This window comes from Miltoncostaea marina (assembly GCF_018141525.1).
Classification (GTDB): Bacteria; Actinomycetota; Thermoleophilia; order Miltoncostaeales; family Miltoncostaeaceae; genus Miltoncostaea; species Miltoncostaea marina.
The window spans coordinates 58,331-78,731 of record NZ_CP064655.1; the positions used below are offsets into that span (position 1 = coordinate 58,331).

A 20,401-nucleotide genomic window follows, 5' to 3' on the forward strand; every position below is an offset into this window, starting at 1 on the left:
GTAGCGTCGACCGTCGTGGACGTCCTCGTCACCGGCGCCACCGGGTTCGCCGGGCGCCACCTCGGCGCCCTCTGCGCCTCGCTCGGCCACACCGTGCACGCCCTCGTGCGCCCGGGCCGCGAGGGGGCGGTCGGCGAGGGGGTCGTGGCGCACGCCGCCTCGGTCACCGACGCCGCGGCGGTGGCGGAGGTGGTGCGCCGGGTGGCGCCCGACCGCATCGTGCACCTGGCCGGCGCGTCGTCGGTGGGGCGCTCGTTCGCCGACCCGGCCGGCACCTGGGAGGTCAACCTGGGCGGCACGATCGCGCTGCTCGAGGCGCTGCGGCTGCACGCCACCGACGTGCCGGCGCTGGTCGTGACCAGCGGCGAGATCCACGGCCGGGTGCCGCTGGAGGACCTGCCGGTGACCGCCGACACCCCGCTGCGGCCGGTCTCGCCGTACGGCGCCTCGAAGGCCGCGGCCGACCTCGCCGCGCTCCAGTACCGCGCCTCCTACGGGGTCCGCGCGATCCGCGTGCGGGCCTTCAACCACGTGGGCCCGGGCCAGGACGCCCGCTTCGTGCTGCCCAACGTCGCCCGCCAGATCGCGGCCGCCGAGCTCGCGGGGCGCGACGGGGTCGAGGTGCGGGTGGGCAACGTCGAGACCCGGCGCGACTTCATCGACGTGCGCGACATGGTGCGGGCCTACTGGCTGCTGCTGGAGCGCGGCGACCCCGACGCGGTCTACCTGGCCTGCGGCGGCCGCTCCATGCCGGTGCGCGAGCTGGTGGAGGGCCTGGCGGGCATCGCCCGCATCCCCGTCACGGTCTCGTCCGACCCGGCCCTGCGCCGCGAGGGCGAGCAGCCGGACCTCTATGGTTCGCCGGAGCGGCTCCGGGCGGACACGGGCTGGAGCCCCGAGATCCCGATACAGACGACGTTGGCCGACACGCTCGACTGGTGGCGCGAGCGGGTGGCGGCCGGGGAGGACTGACCGTGCCGCGCGCGCTCATCACCGGCATCACCGGGCAGGACGGCTCCTACCTGGCCGAGCTCCTGCTCGACAAGGGCTACGAGGTGTGGGGCATGGTGCGCCGCTCGTCGACCGAGTCGTACGAGCGCATCGACCACCTGCACGACCGGATCAGCTTCGTCCAGGCCGACCTGCTCGACCAGCCCTCGCTGACGGCCGCGCTGCAGCAGGCCGAGCCCGACGAGGTCTACAACCTGGCCGCCCAGTCGTTCGTGCCCACCTCGTGGACCCAGCCGGTGCTGACCGCCGAGTTCACCGCGGTCGGCGTCACCCGCCTGTTGGAGGCGATCCGCCAGGTCGACCCGGCGATCCGCTTCTACCAGGCCTCGTCCAGCGAGATGTTCGGCCGCGTGCTCGAGACGCCGCAGTCCGAGACGACCCCCTTCTACCCGCGCAGCCCCTACGGCGTGGCGAAGGTCTACGGGCACTACATCACCGTCAACTACCGCGAGTCGTACGGGATGTTCGCCTGCTCGGGGATCCTCTTCAACCACGAGTCCCCCCGCCGCGGGCTGGAGTTCGTGACCCGCAAGGTCACCCACGGCGTGGCCCGCATCAAGCTCGGCCTGTCCGACCACCTGACGCTCGGCAACCTGGACGCCCGCCGCGACTGGGGCTTCGCCGGCGACTACGTCGAGGCCATGTGGCGCATGCTCCAGCAGGACGAGCCCGACGACTACGTGGTCGCCACCGGCGAGACCAACACCGTCGAGCGCCTGGTGCAGCTCGCCTTCGACCACGCCGGCCTGGACCGCCACCAGCACGTCCGCACCGACCCGGCCCTGATCCGGCCTGCGGAGGTCGACCTGCTGGTGGGCGACCCGTCGAAGGCCACGGCGAAGCTCGGCTGGGAGCCGAAGGTCGACTTCGAGGGGCTCGTGCGGATGATGGTCGACGCCGACCTGGAGCGGCTCGGGGGCGCGCCCGCGGGCGGGTGAGCGACCGGCGCACGACCTACCTGGCCCTCTCCGCGCTGGCGGCGCGATACGCCGCGCACGCGGACGGCCCGCGGCCGGGCCCCGCCGGCGACCTCACGCCGTCCGAGCTCAAGGTCTTCTCGCAGAACGGCGAGGACGGCGTCATCGAGGCGATCCTCGGGCGCATCGGCCACGGCCCCGCGAGCTTCGTCGAGTTCGGCGTCGAGTCGGGCGTGGAGGGCAACTGCGTCTTCCTGGCCGACGTCCTGGGCTGGCGCGGGCTCTTCATGGAGGCCGACGAGGGCCGCTTCGCGGCCCTCTCCGGCAAGTACGAGCACCGGCCCGAGGTGCGCACGACCCACGCGGCGGTGGGCCCCGGGAACATCGACCGCCTCGTGCGGGAGGCGGGTCTCGCCGACGGGCCGGCCGTGCTGTCGATCGACGTCGACGGGATCGACTACTGGATCTGGCGGGCGAGCGAGCTGCGGCCGCGGCTCGTGGTGATCGAGTACAACGCCCACCTGCGGCCGGAGGAGCAGCTCGTGCAGCCCCTCGAGCCCGCGGTCGCCTGGGACGAGACCGACTACTTCGGCGCCTCCCTCGGCGCCCTGCGCGCCCTCGCGACGGCGAAGGGCTACCGGCTCGTCCACACCGACCTCGCGGGGGTCAACGCCTTCTTCGTGCGCGAGGACCTGGCGCAGGGCTTCGGGCCCGAGGCCGGCGTCCCCGTGCGGGCCCCGAACTACTCCCTCATCGGGGCGCGGCACCGTCCCCACACCGGGGGCCGTCGCTACGTCGACCCGAGCGGCTGACGCGCCGTGGCGCCCGCGTCCGGGGCGGCGACCGGGGCCAGCGCCCACGAGCCCGACAGGTCGACCGGGCCCTGCCCGGTCACCCGCTGGAAGACGCTGAACTCCAGCCACCGGTCGAGCCAGTGGTACACGACGGACTCGTCGTGCGACGCGACGGCCAGGCTGACCGCGAACCGGCCCTCGTGCAGCGCGAGCCGCGGGATCGTGAACGTGACCCGCGCGCGACCGTCGAGGTCGGCGACGGGCAGGGCGTCCATGCGCGTGTTCGTCGCGTAGAGCAGCACGCCGTCGATGGTGTGGATCGAGATGCCGAAGTTCGGCGTCTCGACCCGCCGCCGCGCCTCGACGTCGATCGCCACCGTCAGCGGGTCCCCGGCGGAGAAGCGGTCGGTCGGCCCGTCGGGCCCGCGGAGCTCGCACGAGGCGATCCGCACCTCGCCGCTGCCCCAGGAGCGACCGTCCCTCTCGCCCGCGCCGGAGCCGTCCGGGGCCGGCCCGCCCGAGCCCGCGAGCAGGCGGTGGTACTCGGCGAGCACCGTGACGGGGTCGCCGTCGGCGGCCACCCGCCCGTCGGCCAGCAGCAGCGCCCGGTCGCAGACCCGCTCCACCGCCGCCGGGTCGTGCGACACGAACACGAGCGTGCCGCCGTTGCGGCGGAACTCCGCGATGCGCCCGAAGCACTTGCGCTGGAAGGCCTCGTCGCCGACGGCGAGCACCTCGTCGAGCAGCAGGACGTCCGGCTCGACGTGCGCGGCGATGGAGAACGCGAGGCGCATCGCCATGCCGCTCGAGTAGGTGCGCACCGGCATGTCGATGAAGTCGCCGAGCTCGGCGAAGTCGACGATCGCGTCGAAGCGCTGCGCCACTTGGCGCTCCGAGAGGCCCTGGATCGTCCCGTTCATGACGACGTTCTCCCGCCCGGTGAAGTCGGGGTGGAAGCCCGCGCCGAGCTCCAGCAGCGACGCGACCGTGCCCCCGATCTCCACCGTGCCGGCGTGCGGCGGCACGATGCCCGCCAGGAGCTTGAGCAGCGTGCTCTTGCCGGAGCCGTTCTCACCCACGATGCCGACCGACTGGCCCGGCGCGACGTCGAGGTGGACCTCGCGCACGACCCAGCGCTCCTCGTACGCCGCCCGCCGCCGGCGCAGCAGGGTCTCCTTCAGGGTCTGGTTGCGCTCGTGGAAGACCCGGAAGCTGCGCGAGACGCCGCGCAGCCGGATGGCGCCGCGCTCGGCCGCCATCAGAGCTCCACCGCCATCTCGGGCTCCAGGCGCCGGAACGCCGCCCAGCCCGCGGCGAGCGCGAGCAGCCCCGCGACGGCGCAGTAGGCGAGGTCGCCGGCGGCGGGCCACTCGCCCCAGAAGAGCGCGTCCTGGATCGCGATCACGAAGGGGGCGATGGGGTTGGCGTAGTGCAGGAGGTCGAGCGCCCAGCCGCGGCCCTCGAGCCCCGGGACGGCGTCGAACGAGTAGAAGATCGGCGTCAGGAAGATCCACGGCATGCTCACCGCCGCCACGATGTGCTCCACGTCGCGGAAGTAGACGTTGAGCCCGGCCACCAGCAGGCCGAAGCCCACCGTGAAGGCGCCCAGCAGCACGACGAGCAGCGGCAGGCTCACCAGCGGCAGCGGCGAGCCCTCCGTGAGCCAGGCGCAGAGCGGCAGCGCCACGGCGAGCATGGCCCCGGCGGTGAAGCCGTTGCCCGCGATGGCGGCGAGGGGCACGATCTGGCGCGGGAAGCGCACCTTCGTGACGAGGCTCGCGTTCGCGACCAGGCTGCGCGAGGCGACCTGGGCGCCGCCCATGAAGAACGTCCAGACGGTCAGGCCCACGAACAGGAACAGGGCGTAGTTCGGGATGTCCAGGCGCAGCAGGAACTTGAAGACGACCGAGTAGGCCCCGACCATGATCGCCGGCGTGATGAGGGCCCAGGCGAGCCCGAGCACCGAGCCCTTGTACCGCTGGCGCACCTCCCGCCGGGCGAGGTTGCGGAACAGCGGCGCGTGGCGCGCGAGCGCGGATGCCGTCATCGCGCCGAGTGTAGCCCGGCCTCGCCGGCGGCCCCGGCCGCCTCCCGGAGGGCGTCGAGCCAGGCGGCCCGCACCCGCTCCCAGCTGCACTCGCGGCGCACGAACCGGCGGCCCTGCCGCCCGATCGCCGCCGCCAGCGGCCGGGCGCGCGCGAGCAGGTCCAGCATGACCGCGTACTCGTCGTCGCCGGCGTACCAGAGCCCGCCGCCCGAGCGGCGCGACTGGCCGGCGAGCACCGGCGAGGCCGCGTTGGCCAGCGTCGGCCGGCCGTGACTCCACGCCTCGAGCTGGCTGAAGGAGAGGCTCTCGTACGGCGACGGCACCACCACCACGGCGGCGCCCGCCAGGGCGTCGTGCTTGACCTCCTCGCCCACGAACCCGGTGCGGTGCAGCCACGGGTGCGACGGCAGGTCGAGCGCCCCGCCGCCCATCAGCACGAGGTCGAGCCCATCGGGGCGGGCGCGACGGTAGCGCGCGTGGGCCGCGACGAGCTCGGGCACGCCCTTCGAGCCGTCCATCCGGCCGACGTAGAGGGCGTAGGGCCGGCCGCCGGCCGACGCGGCGAACCGGGCCGGCCGGGCGGCCGGCGGCGGGTCGAGGCCCGCGCCGACCACGCGGGCGCGGTCGGCGGCCACGCCGAAGCGGCGCCCGGCGAACTCGGCCTCCTCGGGGGTGCTGAACAGCAGCAGCCGGGCGGCGTCGAAGACCTCGTCGAACACGGCGAGCCGCGCGGGCGGCTCGTCGTGGAGGGTCGGGGCGAGCACCGCGCGGTCGCGGACGAGGCCGATCGCCTCGGCGGTCGTCGCGTAGAGGTAGGTCACGAAGGCGACGGCGTCGTAGCCCCCGTCCGCGAGGTGGTCGAGGAGCCCCGGCGCCACCGGCCCCTGGGCGCGCAGCCAGCGCCGCCCGAGGTCGACGTCGCCCGGCGCCGCGTACGCGCGGAGCGAGAGGGCGTCGAACGCCTCGGGATCGCGTGGCTCGGGGACGGGGAAGCGCAGCACGCGCACGCCCTCCACGCGGTGCTCGCCCGGCGGGTAGTGGTCCTCCCAGGTGCGGTAGTCGAGCGCGCAGGTCGTGACGACCGTCAGATCGACGGCGTCGGCGATGAGGCCCGCGACGCGCCGCGCGAGGGCCTCCGCGCCGCCGTTGACCTCCGCTCCGTAGCGCTGCACGACGAGCGCCACGCGCAGGGGCGGGCTCACGCGCCCAGCACCGGGGCGAGGGCGCTCCGCAGCCGTGCGCCGACCGACTCGGGGTCCAGCTCGCGCAGCCGCCGGGCGGCCGCCGCGGCGAGGCCCCGCCGGGTCGCATCGGATGCGACCACCTCGTGCAGCGCCTCGGCGGCGAGCGGCAGGTCGCGCTCGATCACCAGCCCCGCGCCGCCCACCGTCTCGCGCACCGCGCCCGCGTCGCGCGCCACGACCGGCACGCCGCGGGCCATCGCCTCCACGAGCGGCGCGCAGAAGCCCTCGTGCTCGGACATGCACAGGTACGCGTCGGCCTCCCGGTACGCGGCCTCCAGCGCCTCCTGGGGCACCCAGCCGGTCAGGCGGACGCCCGCGGCGCCCGTCCGCGGAACGAACCGCTCGAGCGCCTCGCGGTAGCGCTCGAAGCCGCCGGCGCCGCCGACGAGCGTCAGGCGGGCGTCCGGCGCGTGCTCGCGCTGGTAGAGCGCGAACGCCCGGATCACGTCCTCCAGCCGCTTGTTCGGGACGATGCGGCCGACCGAGACGATCGACGGCGGCCGCCCGGCCGGACGATGCGGCGGCGCGGGCGGCAGGTCGAGCAGCAGCGGCACGACGGCCACCCCCGCGCACCCGGCGGCGGTCAGCTCCCGGGCGTTGAAGGTCGAGTCGGCCACGGCCGCCCGCGCGCGCGGCGCCACCGCGGGCAGCATGGCGCGGGCCCGATCGCAGTCGTCGGCCAGCGCGGCGTTGTGCGCGCGCAGCAGCCGCCCGGGCGTGACGTTGTGGTAGCACACGGCGAGCGGGCCGGGCGCGTCGAGGGCCGCGGGCACGACGGCGCTCCAGATGGACAGGTGCAGGATCACCGGGCCGGAGCCGTGGTCGCCGGCGTCGGCGAGGCGCCGCACGCGTCCGGTCAGGTCGGGGTGCACGTGCTCGGCGACGATCTCGCACCGGTGGCCCCACCGCCCGAGCAGCTCGCCCCACGCGAGCGCCTGGCCGGTCACGGCGTCCCCGGGGGCGGCGGCCGCGAGGAGCTGGCGGACCGTGGTCACGTCGCCAGGCCGCCGACCACGTCCGCGAAGCGGCGCGCGACGGCGGGCCAGCCGTACACGTCGAGCACGTACTCGCGACCCCGCCTCCCCATCGCGCGCGCGGCCTCCCGGTCGGCCCGCAGCGCGTCGAGCGCGTCCCGGTAGTCGTCGTAGGAGGCGAACGGCACGCCGCCGCCGGAGGCCTCGCAGTGCTCGCGCATCACCTCCGAGCCGGCCGCGACGAGCGCGGGGGTGCCCTCGAGCCAGGACTCCATCAGCACGATCGAGAGGCTCTCGAACGGCGAGGGGTTGACCAGCGCGAGCGCCTCGGCGAACGCGCGGCGCTTGTCGTCCTCCGACATGTACCCGAGCCGGGTCACGACCCCGGCCGCCGAGGCGGGGGGCTCGTATCCGCCGCTGCCGATGAGCACCAGGCGCGGCGCGCCTGGGCGCTCGCGGGCGTAGCGCACCGCGTGGTCCACGGCGACGTCGACCCGCTTGCCGTGCTCCAGCCGGCCGGCGTAGAGCACGTACTCGCCCAGGCCCCGCTCGGCCGCGAAGCCGGGCCGGGGCGGGCCGGCCGGCGGGTCGAAGCCCATGCCGACGACCCCGCCGCCGCGGACGTCGGCGAGCCGGCGCGCCAGCCGCTCCTCCGCGGGCGCGTTGAAGACGCAGCCGCGCGCGGCGGCCAGCATGCGGCGCACGGTCTCGAGCCGCGCGTAGGGCTCGTCGTGCAGGCACGGCAGCACCGCCGCGCGGTCCGGGTCGGCGAGCGTCCCCCAGACCGTCGTGCCGAACAGGTAGGGGCAGAGGATCGCGAGGTCGTGGTCGTCGTCCTCCAGCCAGCGCTCGAGCTCCTCCGACCAGACGCTCTGGGCGAGCCACTCCACCTCGTCGAGGTAGGTCGCCCGGCCTTCGAGCACGGCCGCGTGCAGCCGCTCGTAGCGCCCGCGCGCCCGCGGGCTGACCGGGAAGCGCCGCACCGTGATCCCGTCCACGACCTCCGCGCCCGCCGGGCGCTCGTTGCGCCAGGTGTCGTGGTCGAGCGCGCAGGTCGTCGCCACCTCGACGCGCCACCCGGGCGGCGTCGCCCGGCCGGCGAGGCTGCGCGCCAGGGTCTCCGCGCCGCCGACGACCTCGCGTCCGTACCGGGGCACCACCCACACCACCCGCACGGCGGGGCGCTACCTCCAGGCCAGGACGGCGTAGTCCTGGTGCCCGAAGAGCAGGTCGTTGAGCCGGCCGACCACGGCGTCGAGCCGCTCGGCGAGCGCGCCCTCGCCACCGCCGGTGGGCAACAGGCGCTCGGGCGGGGTGGGCGACAGGCGGCGCACCTCCACCCGCCGGAACCCCGCCATGTCGCAGAGGAAGGCCAGCGTGTCGGGATGCACCGGCGCGAGGTGCGTGGGGTCGCGGTGGAAGTTGACCGACCCCGCGACGAGCGACTCGGGGTTCGGCGTCTCCATCACGAGGACGCCCCCCTCGGCCAGCCGGTCGTGGGCCAGGCCGATGAGCCGGATCATCACCGCCGCCGGCAGGTGCTCGACGACGTGGCTGGCGACCACGCCGTCGACGGCGCCGGGCTCGAGCCCCTCCAGGTGGGCGAGCGCGTCGGCCTCGAGCACCTCGAGGCCGTCCTCCTCCAGGCGCGCGACGAAGTCCGCCTCGGTCTCGACCCCGTAGGCGCCGACGCCGTGCTCACGCAGCAGTCGCAGCAGCTCACCGTGGCCGCAGCCGAGGTCGACGACGCGCCGCCGGCCCTCGAGCGCGTCGAGATACGACGACTGCCGGGCGCGGATCTCCTCCGGGGAGCCCCCGAAGCGGGCCTTGAAGGCGGGGTAGTCCATCGGGACGGCGGCGCCGCCGTCCGGGGCGGGCGCGGCGGGGCCGGGGGGCCGCCGCCGCGCCGGCCGGCCGCGAGCGCTCCAGCCGCGCCAGGCGCACGCCGGTCTCAAGGCGCTCGAGGGCCTCGATCCGCCCCATCAGCGACTGCAGGTCGCGCTCCGCCCGGGAGCGGGCCACCGCCTCGGCGGCGAGCGCCTCGTCCGCGTGGCGGCGCACCTCGCGCAGCTCGCCGTCGAGGCGCTGCACCGCGGTGCTCGTCTGGCGGGCGAGGTCGTCGAAGACGTGCACCAGCAGCCGCAGGATCGCCCGCTTCAGCAGCGTCAGCGGCTTGCCGACCCCGCGCTTGGTGGAGTATGCGAGCTGCGGGCGGAAGACGACCGGCGCCGACTCGGCCGGGAGCTCCAGGTCGATGCCCGTCAGGTCGTCGGCGTACGCGCCGGCGGCGCGCATCCGCGCCACGCGCTCGCGCAGCTCGTCCACGAGGCGCTCCACGTCCACGGCGGGCTCCTGGGCGGGCTCGCTCACCGGCCGCGCCCGCGGCCGCGCAGCCGGTCGGCCGCCCCGCGCAGCACGCCGAGGCCGAAGGCCACGTGCGAGGCCGCCGCCCCCGCAACCGTCATGCCCGCGAGCACCGGGCGGCGGTGGAGCACCAGCATCAGCATCCCGAACAGGGCCAGCGCGGCGCCGTACGCGCCGAGGACCGCGGCCCACGCCGTCCGCGCGGCGCCGCCGGCGCGCAGGGCCGCGGGGCGGCGGCCAGCGCGAGCACGAGCGCGGTCGGGGCCAGGTGGCGCGGGCGCAGCGGGCGCGCGGTGCCGACCCGGCGGCCGCGGTCGCGGCCCAGCCGGTGGAGCATCCGCAGGTGCGGCCGGAACAGCGGGGTCGGGCGGCTCGCCACGACGACGTCGGGGCTGCACAGCACGACCTGGCCGTGGCGCCGGCGCATCACGGCGCACAGGTCGTCGTCGAGCGCGTGGCCCTCCTCCAGCGCCCGCTGGAGCGCGGCGGTGCGCACGAACAGGTTCGAGGCCGGGAAGTCGCCCACCTCGCGCAGCCGGCCGACGTGGTGGCGCACGCGGGCGCCGCCGAAGCCGAGCCGCGACTCGTGCAGGATGCCCGCCGCGTCGCGCCGGTCGTCGCCGTCGAGCAGCGCGACCGTCGGACCGACGACGGCGCCGACGGTCGGGTCGCCGAAGAGCGCGAGCGCGCTCGTGGCCCAGCCGTCGCTCGGGCGCGCCTCCTGGTCGACGAACGCCACCACGTCGGTGCCGACCCGCCCGAGGACGCGCGCGATGCGCTCGCTGCGCGATCCCGTCCCCGACGCCACGACCTCGGCGCCGACCAGGGGCGGCGACCCCTCCGGCGCGCCCGGCGCGGCCACCAGGATCCGCCCGCCCTCCGGCAGCACCCGCCGGACCCGCTCGACGGCGGCCTGCGTGGCGGCGTCGATCTCCAGCGGCACGAGCACCGCCGTGACCGACGGGGGGCGCTGCGGCCGGGTCGCCGCGACGCGGCGGGCGAGCACCCGGCGGCGCTCGTAGAAGCGCAGCAGGCGGAGCCGGTAGAAGACCGCCGCGGTGTCCCAGAGGGCCTGGGCGATGGCGCGCCAGTTCACGCCGCTCGACCCGAACTGGTAGTCGAGCCGGATGGGCGCCTCGGCGATGCGGTCGAAGCCGAACGCGCGGGCGACGGCGAGGATCTCGAGGTCGAACGCGTAGCGCTTCACCAGCACGACCGGCAGCACCTCGTCGAGCACCTCGCGGCGGAAGAGCTTCATGCCGACCTGCGTGTCCCGCACGTCGAGCCGGAAGAGCGCCCGCACCAGCTGCTGGTAGCCCCAGGAGTAGAGGCGCCTGCGGGCCGGGTAGGCGACCTGCGACTCCGGGTGGCGCTTCGAGCCCACCACGGCGTCGAGGTCGTGCTCGACCATCAGGTCCATGAAGCGCGCGAGGCCGGCCGGGTCGAGGTCGAGGTCGGAGTCGATCCAGGCCACGTAGTCGCCGCGCGCCGCCGCCGACCCGGTGCGCAGGGCGTACCCCTTGCCCAGGTTCCGGTCGTACGCGAGCACCCGAACGCCCCGGACGGAGTGGCGGTCGAGCTCGTCGCGCGTGCGATCGAGGCTGCCGTCCGAGACCACGATCAGCTCGTGGCCGACGCCCAGCGTCTCGAGACGGGCGGCGATCTCGGCGATGTTGGCGTAGATCGTCGCCGCCTGGTTGAAGGCCGGGGCGACGACGGAGAGCATGGGGCGGGCGCGCTCGGCGGCCGGCGGCGCCTCGGGGATCGGTGAGCGCTCGCGCTGGTTCGCAGCGTCGTGCATCCGGCCCACTCTAGAGGTCCGCGAGGGGCCCCTCAGCGCGGCTGCCCGATCTCGCGCGGCGTGCGCCGCTCGGAGAGGTCGAGGAAGAGCACGTAGCCCTCCACCCGGCGCGTGCGGAATCGCGTCCCGGTGTCCCGCAGGGAGGCCGCGATCGCCGCCGCGCCGTCGCCCTCGGGGGCCACGTACGCGGGGGGCTCCCGGCTGGCGGCGACCGCGGCCTCCAGCTCGGGGAACCGCTGGTCGGCGAAGGCGCTGACGGCCAGGCGGTCGCCCGCGGCGTACTGGAGCGGATAGGCCACCCAGTAGTCGGCGTAGACCGCCGTGACGCGCTCCGCCTCGAGTGCGTCGGCGACCTCGTCGGCGTGCTCGGTGCGCACCACGCCGCCCGCCTGGATCGGCGGGTAGCCGTCCGCGTCGATCGCCTCGGCGAGCTGCGCCGCCGAGAGCCCGCCGACCAGCGCGACGAGCAGGCAGGCGACCGCCGCCGCGAGCGCCCGCGGCCGCACCGCGCCCACGGCGGCGGCGAGCAGCACCGCGAGCACGGGGTACAGCGTGAAGATGTAGCGCGGCTCGCCGGTGAACCAGGTGTAGTCGCTGAGGATGTAGATCGGCGGGCACACGAGCGCCGCGGCGATCAGCAGGTCGACGGGCCTGCGCTCGCCGCGGCGCAGCAGCACCAGGTCGCGCAGCCCGCGGCGGCGCGACCAGGCGGCCGCGCCGAGGGCGGCGAGCGCGAGCGCGCTCACCAGGGCCGGCGGGATCCATCCGGTCACGGGCGTCACCCCGCCCAGCTCCCTCGCGCCGAGGAACTGGTCCAGCACCGGGCGCAGCAGGTTCTCGAGCCGGGCCCCCGGCTCGGAGTGCGGCTGGGGTGGCCGGCCGGACGCGGCGAACGGGCCGTGGATCGCGCGGTGCACGATGAGCGGGGCCGCCCCGACGACGGCGCCCGCGAGCGCCGGCGGCAGCAGCCGCCGCAGGGCCCCCCGGGCGCTGCCGAGGCCCCAGAGCACGGCCGGGATCAGGACGTACGCGGTGAGCGTGCTCTCCCAGAGGGCGAAGCCGCAGGCGATCCCGAGCGCGGCGGCGGTCCAGCGGGACCGCCGGGCGCGCGGATCGACGGCCAGGGCGAGCACGGCCACCAGCACGACCGCCAGCGCGGCCGACGCGTACGCCCCGTGGCTGCGGACCCCCTTCACGACGTTGTAGTAGGGGCCCAGCGCGAAGAGGGCGCCCGCCAGCAGCGCCAGCGCCGTCGATCCGGTCACGCGCCGCCCCAGCACGACGACCGCCGCGGCCGTCGCGGTGGCGATCACGAAGGGCACGACGCGCAGGGCCGTGTGCGTGTCCGGCGCCACGGCGAGGACGGCGGCCTGCAGGTACTGCTCGAACGCGCCCATGTACGTCTGGCCGGCGAAGAAGGCGTAGAGCTCCCCGCCGAGGATGCGCTGGGCCATGATCCCGGTGACGGCCTCGTCGCCGTCGAAGCGCCCGGCCGGCGAGAGCATGAACGCGAGGCGCATCCCCGCCGCGAGCAGGACCACGAGCACCGTGCCCGCCACCAGGAGGCGGGGCCACCTCGCGCCGGCCCCGCCGGCCCCCGGCGGCGTCACCCGCCGCCCACCGGGGCCGCGATCACGGCGTCGCCGGGCGCAGCCCGCCGGGCCGGCGTGACGGTCCAGCCGGACATCGTGATGCCGACGCTGCGCCCGTCCGGGATCGGCTGCGGCCCGGGGTCGGTGGACCAGCCGATGCGCGAGCGGCCACGCGGCAGGCGCAGCAGGAGCTCGCGCGGCTCGATGGCGCCGGCCCGGATCGTCCGCGCCCCCGTCGCGCCGGCGACGGCGACCGACCTGGCCGGTCCGTAGGAGCCCACCTGGAACGTCGCCCGGTACAGGCCGGGCTCCGGGGCGACGACGATGATCTCGCCCCTGTCGGCCACGCTCCACTGCATCCACGTGCCCGCGCCCGCCGCCTCGGGCTCGCCGAAGCCGGTGAGGGAGACGGCGACGCCCGGCCGCGCGGTGACCCGCCACACGGCCACGCCGTTCGCCGCGCGGCCGATCAGCTCGTAGCCGGCGCCCAGCTCCAGGGCCCGCGCCGGGTCGCGCCGGTCGATGACCGCCGTGACGCCGAGGGCCGCGAGCGAGCCGGCCGCGCCCGGGGCTGCCGGGTCGAGCACGCCGGCCCGGACGCCGTCGCCCGGGGTGCCCGCCGGCGCGCCGTTCAGCAGGCGCCGGCCGTGGCCGCGCTGCCACACCAGCGTCTCGGCGCTCGCGGGCTCGCGCGACGCCAGCAGCGGGTACTCGGCGACGATGCCCGCGGGCGCGCGGTCGAGGAGCGCGTACTCGGGCGGCGCGTCGTCGAGCGGCACGATCGCGGTGCGGTCGGTGCGCAGCTCGAGCTGGCTGGCGGCGATCGCCAGCAGGCCGAGGCACGCCGCCGCCGCCGTCGCCGCGCCGGCCCGGCCCGTCAGGCGGTGGGCGAGCCCGCCCGCCGACCGGATCGCCATCGCGAGCCCGAGCGCGGCCATCGGCACGAGTGCGGCCATCAGCACGACGACGAACCGCGACGGCACGCGGAACTCGGTCGCGGCCGCGTGGACGAGCCGCGCCGGCGTCGTCACCTCGTGCCCCGCGATCGTGAGCGGGCTGGGCAGCGAGAACGCGACCGCCGCGAGGGCGAGCACGGGCAGCACCAGGAGCAGGCGGCGCTCGTCCCGGCCCAGCGCCCGGCGCCGCAGGATCCCGCGCCCGAGCCAGGCCGCCGCGAGCGCCAGCGTGAGCAGCCCGACGTAGAGCGAGGTCTCGCCGGGGTTGCTGCCGTGCTGGCGCGCGGCGAGGTAGTCGGCGGTGCGGTCCCCGACGTAGGGGTTGGTCGCGGGCGGGACGACGTACTCGTGGGCCCGCGCGCCGTAGGTCGCGAGCTCGCCGACGCCGCCGTCGAGGCCGAACGCGCTGTCGCCGGCTCCCAGGCGGCTGATGAGGAAGACCGTGAGCACGGCCGCGGCGGACGCGCCCCAGGCGATGCCGGCGTCGCGGACCCGCCCGCGCACGGAGCCCTCGGCGCCGGCGAGCATCGCGGCCGGTATCGCGACGCCCACGATCACCAGCCCCATCAGGCCGTAGTACCCGGAGGTCATCCACAGGGCGCCGAGCGCGCCGGCCACCGCCACCGCGCCGCGCGCGTCGCGCCGGCGGGCCCAGACCACGATCGCCAGGATGAGGAGCGGGAACCCCCAGACGTGGGTCAGGGAGGCGTGGTTCTCGGCGCGCGCCAGCAGCCAGGGGAACCCCATGTAGGCGAGGCCGCCCCACGCCGCGGCCGCCGCGCCCGCGCCGAGCCGCCGCACGAGCCAGTACATCGCGGCTCCCGAGAGGGCGAGGCCCGCGAGCACCACGAGGTTGTAGGCGGCCACCTCCCCGATCACCGGCGTGAGGAGATGGGCCGGCAGGTACGGCAGCAGCCACTGGATGTTGACGCCGTTGCCCTGCTCCCATCCGAACGGCGCGCCCGTGAGGGCCACGTGGGTCTGGCCGGCGATCGAGAAACCGCCCTCCTGGGTGGTGCGCCAGAGCCAGGCGACGGTCCCGAGCGGGTCGCCGCGCCCGAGCACGCCGTGGCCCACGTCCGCGGCCAGCGGCCAGGTCAGGGCCACGGCCGCGAGGGTGGCGCCCGCGAGCACGAGCCCGGCCTCCGCCACGATCGCGCGGCGGGCCGCCAGGACGCGCATGCCGCTCGCGATCCGCTGCGCCGGCGCGACCTGGCGGTGGACGTGCGCCGCGCCGAGCCAGATGGCGGCGAAGACGCCGCCGCGCTGGAGCTGGTAGACGGCGAGGATCGCGAGCCCCACCGCGACGTTCACCCAGAGCAGCGCCACGAGGTCGGCCGGCACGACGCAGAGCAGGAGGACGTGGACCGCGGCGGCCCCGGCGAGCGCGGCCGCGTAGGCATGCCGGCCGAGCGAGAGCTCGTAGCTGACGAGCACGTTCGCCATCGAGAAGCACGTCATCCCGATGCAGAAGATGACGAGCAGCGACGCCGCCTCCGCGTACTCGTCGCCGAACGACAGCTCGACGATGGTCTCGCCCAGCACCGCGTACGTGCCGAGCAGGAGCGCGCAGAAGCCCATCGTGACGACCAGCGCGCGGCCCAGGATGTCGATGCTGTCCTCGCCGCGCGCCACCCGCGCCGCGACGCGCGGGAACAGCACGCCGATGATCGCGCTGGGCAGGAGCACCGCGAGCTTCGCGAGGTTGGAGGCCGCGCCGTAGATGCCGGCGTCCTCCGGCGACAGCCGGCCCTTCACGACGAGCACGTCGATGTTCGTGAGCGCCGTCACCGCCAGCACGCCGAGCGCGACCGGGGCCAGGTAGCGGAGGAACGCGACCGAGTCGACGTGGATCTCGGCGACCTTCGCGCGCAGCGTGTGCCGCGCCCACCACGCGGCCGCCGCCAGCCCGGCGATGGCGGCGACCGCGGTCGCCAGGAGGGCCCCGTACAGGCTCGCGCCGAGCGCCACGAGCGCCGCGAACATCGCCAGGCGCAGCACGGGCGGCAGCGCGACCGCGGCCGACAGCGAGCCGTACCGCTGCAGCCCCTGCAGATCGCCCATCAGGACGACGGTCGCGACCGTCGGCAGCAGGCAGAGCCCCGTGATCGCCATCGGCCCGAGGCCGTCGATCTGGAGCATGTGCGAGAGCGGCGCCATGGCCGCCACGAAGGCCACCGCCATGACGGCGGTCGCCACGCCCGCCATCCGCAGCAGGCGGCCGACGAGCGCCGCCGCGTCGATCTCGCGGCCGCTGGCCGCCCGATGCGCGACCTCGCGCGACACGGCCATCTGCACGGAGGCCAGCGGCAGCTGGATCAGCATCACGAGCACGAGGAGCGCGGTCAGCACGCCGTACTCGGCCGGCCCCAGCACCCGCCCCGCGATGATGGTGAAGCCGTAGTTCGTCGCGTTGGCGATCACCATGGCGGCGAAGAGCAGGGCTCCGCCGCGAACGGCCGTCATGCCCGCGGCGGACCGGTCGCGCGCGTGCGCTGAGCCGGATGGCTGGCTCGTTGTGGCGATGGGCTCGTGTCCTCGTCGGGAGACTGCGGTGCCGCGCAGGCGACGGCGGAGTCTAGATCCCGCCCGCCGGCGACCCCCCGTCCGGCGACGCGCCGGCCGCCGCGAGGCGCGCGACCGCGAAGTCCTCGTCGCGCGCCAGCGGGGCGAGGCGGGGCCCCGGCCGGCACCGTGCCGGCTGCAGGCCGGCGTCCAGGATGACATAGCGCACGCCCATGCCCTGGAGGCTCCGCAGCGTCTCGCACGAGCCGACGTCGTCGAGCCCCAGCAGGCGGCCGATCAGGGCCGGGTCGTCGCTGAAGTTGCAGCCGTTGACGAGGGGATGCCCGTGCTGGATCTGCAGGACGCAGGGGCGCGCGACCCGTCCCACGGCGAGCCCGCCGTACGTCAGCCCCTGATAGTGGATCGCGAGGCCGTCGGGCGCGCCGGCGAGGGCGGTGAGGGCGGGCGAGGGGGCGACGCGGGTGGTCCCCTCGACGGGCACCGCGGCCACGTCCACCGCCACGACGGCCGCGATCGCCGCGGCCACCGCGGGGACGGCGCGCGGCGGGATGCGCCGCAGCAGGCGGGCGGCGCCGACACCGGCCAGGACCGCGAGCGCGACCATCGCGAGCATGACGAAGCGCTGACCGGCGCGCAGCGCGGGCGCGGCCTCCGTCGTGATCATGCTCGGCATCGGCACGTCCACGCCCGCCAGGCCGATCGTCGGCGGCAGCGACCAGACGAGGGCGGCGGCGGCGGTCGCGGCCGCCAGCAGCCCCGCGGCGGCCGCCCGCGACGGCGGCCGGCGCGCCGGCCGGGGCCGGCGCGCGGACCGGACGGCGCCGCGCGCGAGCCAGGCGCACGCCACCCCCGCCAGCGCCAGGACGGACAGCCCGAGGTACGAGTTGGTGCCGACCGCGCGCGGCACGGCGTCCACGAGCGCCTCGTAGGGCCCCTCGCCCCAGGCCCACGCGCTGTGGCCCGGCAGGAGGTACATCAGCGGATGCGCCGACTGGGTGTAGAGGTCCGAGCTCTCGCGGGTGGGGACGTCGGCGAAGCCGTTGGCCACGCCGATCCCGACGTAGGCGACGAGGCCCGCGACGACCGGGACCGCGGTGAGCGCGACCCGGCCGAGCGCCACGCCCCACCCGCGGGTGTGGGCGAGCACGGCGAGGGCCACCAGGCCGCAGGCGAGCGCCTCGACCAGCACGTGGAGCGTGAAGTAGGGCGTCCAGAACACGGCCGGGAGGACCGACAGCCCGGCGAGGAGCGCGCGCCGGCGGTCCGGCCGGCGGATGAGCGCGGTGAACGCCCACAGCACGAGGATGTACGCCCACAGGTGCGTGTAGGTCTGGGCGGCGACGGCGATCAGGCGGATGTGGGCGAAGAAGCCGGCCGCGATGCCCGCGACCAGGCCGGCGCCCACGCTGCCGGTCAGCCAGCGGACGAACAGGAAGGCCGCGGTGGCGGTCAGGATCAGCCCGAGCAGCGTGAACAGCCCGTGGGTCGGGATGGCGCCGATCGTGGCGGACCCGAGCCACAGCGGGGCGGACGAGAGCACCGATGCCGCGTCGAGGCCGGGCGTCAGCGGGACGCCGCCGGGCGCCGCGATCGAGTGGAGGGTGCCGGACGAGAAGGGCGTCGTCCCCTCGCGGACGATGGCGGCGAACTTGGCGACGCTTCCGCTGACGTCGTAGCCGATCGGCGCGGTGAGCGTCGTCGCCGGCCGGATGGCGAACGGCCACGTCGCCTCGACCGCCAGCGCGGCGAACACGCCGAGCGCGAGCACCGCGGCGACGCGGGAGCGGCGCCCCGCGAGCGCCGCCCGCAGGGCGCCCGGCGTCCGGCGCGCGGCCGGGTCGTCGGCCCGGCTCGCTATGGCAGCCCCTCGCCCGTCCTGCGCAGGCCGGATCCGCTCGTGCTCGGCGACGTCGCCGCCCCCTGCTGCATCGGCGTGAGTATACGGAGGCCGCCCCATGCGGCCTGCGTATACTCGCCGGGTGGCCGGGGGGCGGAATCACTCGGCGTCGGAGCGCGCGCCATCGCTGTCCGTCGTGATCCCGGTCTTCAACGAGCCGGTGTGGATCCGACGGGCCGTGGCGGACCTCGAAGAGGCGGTCCGGCGCTCGCCGTTCGAGGACGTCCGGCTGATCATCGTCGATGACGGATCCGATCCGCCGACGCAGGAGGCGCTCGCGACGCTCGAGACGGGCCTCGACCTGACGGTCGTCCGCCAGGCGAACGCGGGCCGCTTCGCCGCGCGTCGCGCGGGCGTCGCGGCGGCCTCGGGGCAGCTGGTGCTGCTCATCGACAGCCGCGTGTCCCTGGGGCCCGACGCGCTCGCGTTCGTGGCCGAGCGGCTCGCGGCGGACCCGTCGGCCGTGATCTGGAACGCGCACGTCGACGTGGACGTCGACGGCAACCTCTACGCCCGGTTCTGGAACGTGCTGACCGAGATCGCGTTCCGGGAGTACTTCGACGACCCCCGGACGACCTCGTACGGGCTCGAGGAGTTCGACCGGTTCCCGAAGGGCACCACGTGCTTCCTCGCGCCGCGCGATGAGCTGATGGGCGCCATCGAGGCGTTCTCCTCCCACTACGAGGACGTCCGCGACGCGAACGACGACACGGTCATGATCCGGCACCTCGCGGCCCGGCGGCGCATCAACATCTCGCCGGGCTTTTCGTGCCTCTACCGGGGGCGCGGCGCGCTGCTGCCGTTCCTCAGGCACAGCCACCACCGGGGCGTCGTCTTCGTCGATGGCTTCCTCCGGCGCGGGACGCGCTTCCTCGTCCCTCTCCTGCTGTTCTTCCCCGTGAGCGCGCTCGCGGTGGCGGTCGCCGCCGCCCGGCCCCGGGCGGCGCTGCGGGCGGTCCCCGTCGCCCCGCTGGCCTGCGCGGCGGTCGCGGCCGTCCACCGGCGCCGGCCGGCCGACACGGCCGCGCTGGCGCTGCTCGGCCCGGTGTGGGCGCTCGTCTACGGCGCCGGGGTGTGGCGCGGCGCGGCCGCCGCGCTGCGAGCGCGGGTGCGCCGGTGATCGCTGCGATCTACGGCACGACGGGCGAGCTCATCAAGCTCGCCCCGCTGCTGCGGCGCCTCGCCGAGGCGGGGTGCCCCGCCTTCACCGTGTGCACGGCGCAGCAGCCGGAGCAGATCCCGTCCATGCTGGAGGATCTCGGCGTCCCGCCGCCCGACCTCTGGATCGACCGCACGCCGGGCGCGGGCGACCTCGAGCGCGCGGGGCAGATCCCGGGCTGGCTCGCGGGCGTCGCCCGTGGCGTGATCCGCCACCGCCGGTCGCTGCGCGCCGCGGTGCGCGGCGACGGCCGCCCGCCGCTCGTGCTCGTGCACGGCGACACCTTCACCACCGTCATCGGCGCCGTGATCGGCCGGCTGCTGGGCGCCCGCGTCGGGCACGTGGAGGCGGGCCTGCGCAGCGGCGACTGGCGCAACCCCTTTCCGGAGGAGCTCGACCGGCGCATCACGTCACGTCTGGCGCAGCTGCACTTCGCCCCCGGCTCCTGGGCCGCCGGCAACCTCCGGCGCGCACGGGTCGGCGGCACGATCGTCGACACCGGCGGCAACACCATCCGCGACGCCCTCGCGCTGGTCGACGACGACGCGCCGATGCCCGCCGGCGTGCCCCCCGGCCGCTTCGGGCTCGTCTCGATCCACCGCTTCGAGCTGCTCCGCTCGCGGTCGGCCCTCGCCGCCGTCCTCGAGGTGCTGCGCGAGGAGGCGCAGCGGCTCCCGCTGGTGTTCATCGACCACCCGGTCACGGTGCAGGCGCTGCGCTCGCAGGGCCTCGACCACCTCGTCGCCGCCCCGGGCATCCACCGCGTGCCGCGCCAGCGCTACGTGCCGTTCATCTCGCTGCTGAAGCGCAGCGAGTACCTGGTGACCGACTCGGGCGGATGCCAGGAGGAGTGCGCCGAGCTCGGGCACCCCTGCCTCGTGCACCGGGCGGCCACCGAGCGTCAGGACGGACTGGACGGCCCCGTCGTGCTCTCGGGGCTGGACGTCGGCGTCCTCCGCGGGTTCCTCGCCGAACGGCCGTCCGGCGCGCCGGCCGGCGCCACGGTGAGCCCCACCGCCGTCATCCTCGAGTACCTCGTCAGCGCCGGTCACGCGCCGGCCGACGGCCTCGCGCACGGGGAGCGCGCGTTGCGCTGACGCCCGCCGTCGCGGGCGCCCG

Annotated in this window: 17 protein-coding genes; 5 read left to right on the forward strand and 12 right to left on the reverse strand. The window is 76.3% G+C overall.

The features are described from left to right. Positions 1-15: 15 nt before the first annotated feature. From ITJ85_RS00285 to ITJ85_RS00295, 3 genes are read left to right on the forward strand one after another with little or no spacing between them, the layout of a single operon-like run. A complete protein-coding gene (locus ITJ85_RS00285) occupies positions 16-972 on the forward strand; it encodes a GDP-mannose 4,6-dehydratase (protein WP_217914357.1) in 957 nt (318 codons plus the stop codon). After that, positions 969-1,949: a GDP-mannose 4,6-dehydratase gene (gene gmd, locus ITJ85_RS00290; protein ID WP_343233044.1), complete on the forward strand. Its 981-nt coding sequence runs from the start codon at positions 969-971 to the stop codon at positions 1,947-1,949. Before ITJ85_RS00285 ends, gmd begins: the two co-directional genes overlap by 4 nt. Continuing rightward, positions 1,946-2,740, forward strand: a complete 795-nt coding sequence (locus ITJ85_RS00295) for a hypothetical protein (RefSeq protein ID WP_217914359.1) — start codon at positions 1,946-1,948, stop codon at positions 2,738-2,740. Before gmd ends, ITJ85_RS00295 begins: the two co-directional genes overlap by 4 nt. Here ITJ85_RS00295 and ITJ85_RS00300 read toward each other — a convergent pair. From ITJ85_RS00300 to ITJ85_RS00345, 12 genes are all read right to left on the reverse strand, one after another. Next, positions 2,719-3,981, reverse strand: coding sequence for an ABC transporter ATP-binding protein (locus tag ITJ85_RS00300; protein WP_217914360.1), 1,263 nt, complete (start codon positions 3,979-3,981; stop codon positions 2,719-2,721). The two genes, ITJ85_RS00295 and ITJ85_RS00300, sit on opposite strands and share 22 nt — an antisense overlap. Next, a complete protein-coding gene (locus ITJ85_RS00305) occupies positions 3,981-4,769 on the reverse strand; it encodes an ABC transporter permease (protein WP_217914361.1) in 789 nt (262 codons plus the stop codon). Before ITJ85_RS00305 ends, ITJ85_RS00300 begins: the two co-directional genes overlap by 1 nt. After that, positions 4,766-5,971 carry a glycosyltransferase gene (locus tag ITJ85_RS00310; protein WP_217914362.1) on the reverse strand — a complete coding sequence of 402 codons (1,206 nt, stop codon included), beginning with the start codon at positions 5,969-5,971 and terminating at the stop codon, positions 4,766-4,768. Before ITJ85_RS00310 ends, ITJ85_RS00305 begins: the two co-directional genes overlap by 4 nt. Next, positions 5,968-7,008 carry a glycosyltransferase gene (locus tag ITJ85_RS00315; protein ID WP_217914363.1) on the reverse strand — a complete coding sequence of 347 codons (1,041 nt, stop codon included), beginning with the start codon at positions 7,006-7,008 and terminating at the stop codon, positions 5,968-5,970. Before ITJ85_RS00315 ends, ITJ85_RS00310 begins: the two co-directional genes overlap by 4 nt. Next, positions 7,005-8,162, reverse strand: coding sequence for a glycosyltransferase family 4 protein (locus tag ITJ85_RS00320; RefSeq protein WP_217914364.1), 1,158 nt, complete (start codon positions 8,160-8,162; stop codon positions 7,005-7,007). Before ITJ85_RS00320 ends, ITJ85_RS00315 begins: the two co-directional genes overlap by 4 nt. Before the next feature lie 9 nt (positions 8,163-8,171). After that, positions 8,172-8,786, reverse strand: a complete 615-nt coding sequence (locus tag ITJ85_RS00325; protein ID WP_246496427.1) for a class I SAM-dependent methyltransferase — start codon at positions 8,784-8,786, stop codon at positions 8,172-8,174. Beyond that, positions 8,707-9,357: a hypothetical protein gene (locus tag ITJ85_RS17035; RefSeq protein WP_246496300.1), complete on the reverse strand. Its 651-nt coding sequence runs from the start codon at positions 9,355-9,357 to the stop codon at positions 8,707-8,709. Before ITJ85_RS17035 ends, ITJ85_RS00325 begins: the two co-directional genes overlap by 80 nt. After that, positions 9,354-9,482, reverse strand: a complete 129-nt coding sequence (locus ITJ85_RS17305; protein WP_281412209.1) for a hypothetical protein — start codon at positions 9,480-9,482, stop codon at positions 9,354-9,356. Before ITJ85_RS17305 ends, ITJ85_RS17035 begins: the two co-directional genes overlap by 4 nt. 5 nt (positions 9,483-9,487) lie before the next feature. Further along, complete coding sequence (locus ITJ85_RS00330) at positions 9,488-11,152, reverse strand: glycosyltransferase family 2 protein (RefSeq protein WP_217914366.1); 1,665 nt, start codon at positions 11,150-11,152, stop codon at positions 9,488-9,490. Between the two features lie 32 nt (positions 11,153-11,184). Then, positions 11,185-12,711 carry a hypothetical protein gene (locus ITJ85_RS00335; protein WP_217914367.1) on the reverse strand — a complete coding sequence of 509 codons (1,527 nt, stop codon included), beginning with the start codon at positions 12,709-12,711 and terminating at the stop codon, positions 11,185-11,187. A 47-nt stretch (positions 12,712-12,758) separates the two neighbouring features. Beyond that, positions 12,759-16,166: an oligosaccharide flippase family protein gene (locus ITJ85_RS00340; protein ID WP_217914368.1), complete on the reverse strand. Its 3,408-nt coding sequence runs from the start codon at positions 16,164-16,166 to the stop codon at positions 12,759-12,761. Positions 16,167-16,278: 112 nt separating this feature from the next. Then, complete coding sequence (locus tag ITJ85_RS00345; RefSeq protein ID WP_217914369.1) at positions 16,279-18,183, reverse strand: DUF6311 domain-containing protein; 1,905 nt, start codon at positions 18,181-18,183, stop codon at positions 16,279-16,281. A gap of 22 nt (positions 18,184-18,205) precedes the next feature. Here ITJ85_RS00345 and ITJ85_RS00350 point away from each other — a divergent pair, with 22 nt between their 5' ends. Together ITJ85_RS00350 and ITJ85_RS00355 are read left to right on the forward strand one after the other, a co-directional pair. Then, on the forward strand, positions 18,206-19,243 hold the full coding sequence (locus ITJ85_RS00350; RefSeq protein ID WP_217914370.1) for a glycosyltransferase family 2 protein: 1,038 nt from the start codon (positions 18,206-18,208) through the stop codon (positions 19,241-19,243). Then, the gene (locus ITJ85_RS00355) at positions 19,240-20,379 is read left to right on the forward strand and encodes a UDP-N-acetylglucosamine 2-epimerase (RefSeq protein WP_217914371.1); all 1,140 of its coding nucleotides are present in this window, start codon (positions 19,240-19,242) and stop codon (positions 20,377-20,379) included. Before ITJ85_RS00350 ends, ITJ85_RS00355 begins: the two co-directional genes overlap by 4 nt. Positions 20,380-20,401: the final 22 nt, after the last annotated feature.

What these genes read in the sequence shown, in the direction of transcription:
- ITJ85_RS00345 (WP_217914369.1), bottom strand. Translation starts at nt 18,183, where the DNA reads ATGGGGCGGCCTCCGTATACTCACGCCGATGCAGCAGGGGGCGGCGAC.
- ITJ85_RS00340 (WP_217914368.1), bottom strand. Translation starts at nt 16,166, where the DNA reads ATGACGGCCGTTCGCGGCGGAGCCCTGCTCTTCGCCGCCATGGTGATC.
- ITJ85_RS00305 (WP_217914361.1), bottom strand. Translation starts at nt 4,769, where the DNA reads ATGACGGCATCCGCGCTCGCGCGCCACGCGCCGCTGTTCCGCAACCTC.
- ITJ85_RS00300 (WP_217914360.1), bottom strand. Translation starts at nt 3,981, where the DNA reads ATGGCGGCCGAGCGCGGCGCCATCCGGCTGCGCGGCGTCTCGCGCAGC.
- ITJ85_RS00330 (WP_217914366.1), bottom strand. Translation starts at nt 11,152, where the DNA reads ATGCACGACGCTGCGAACCAGCGCGAGCGCTCACCGATCCCCGAGGCG.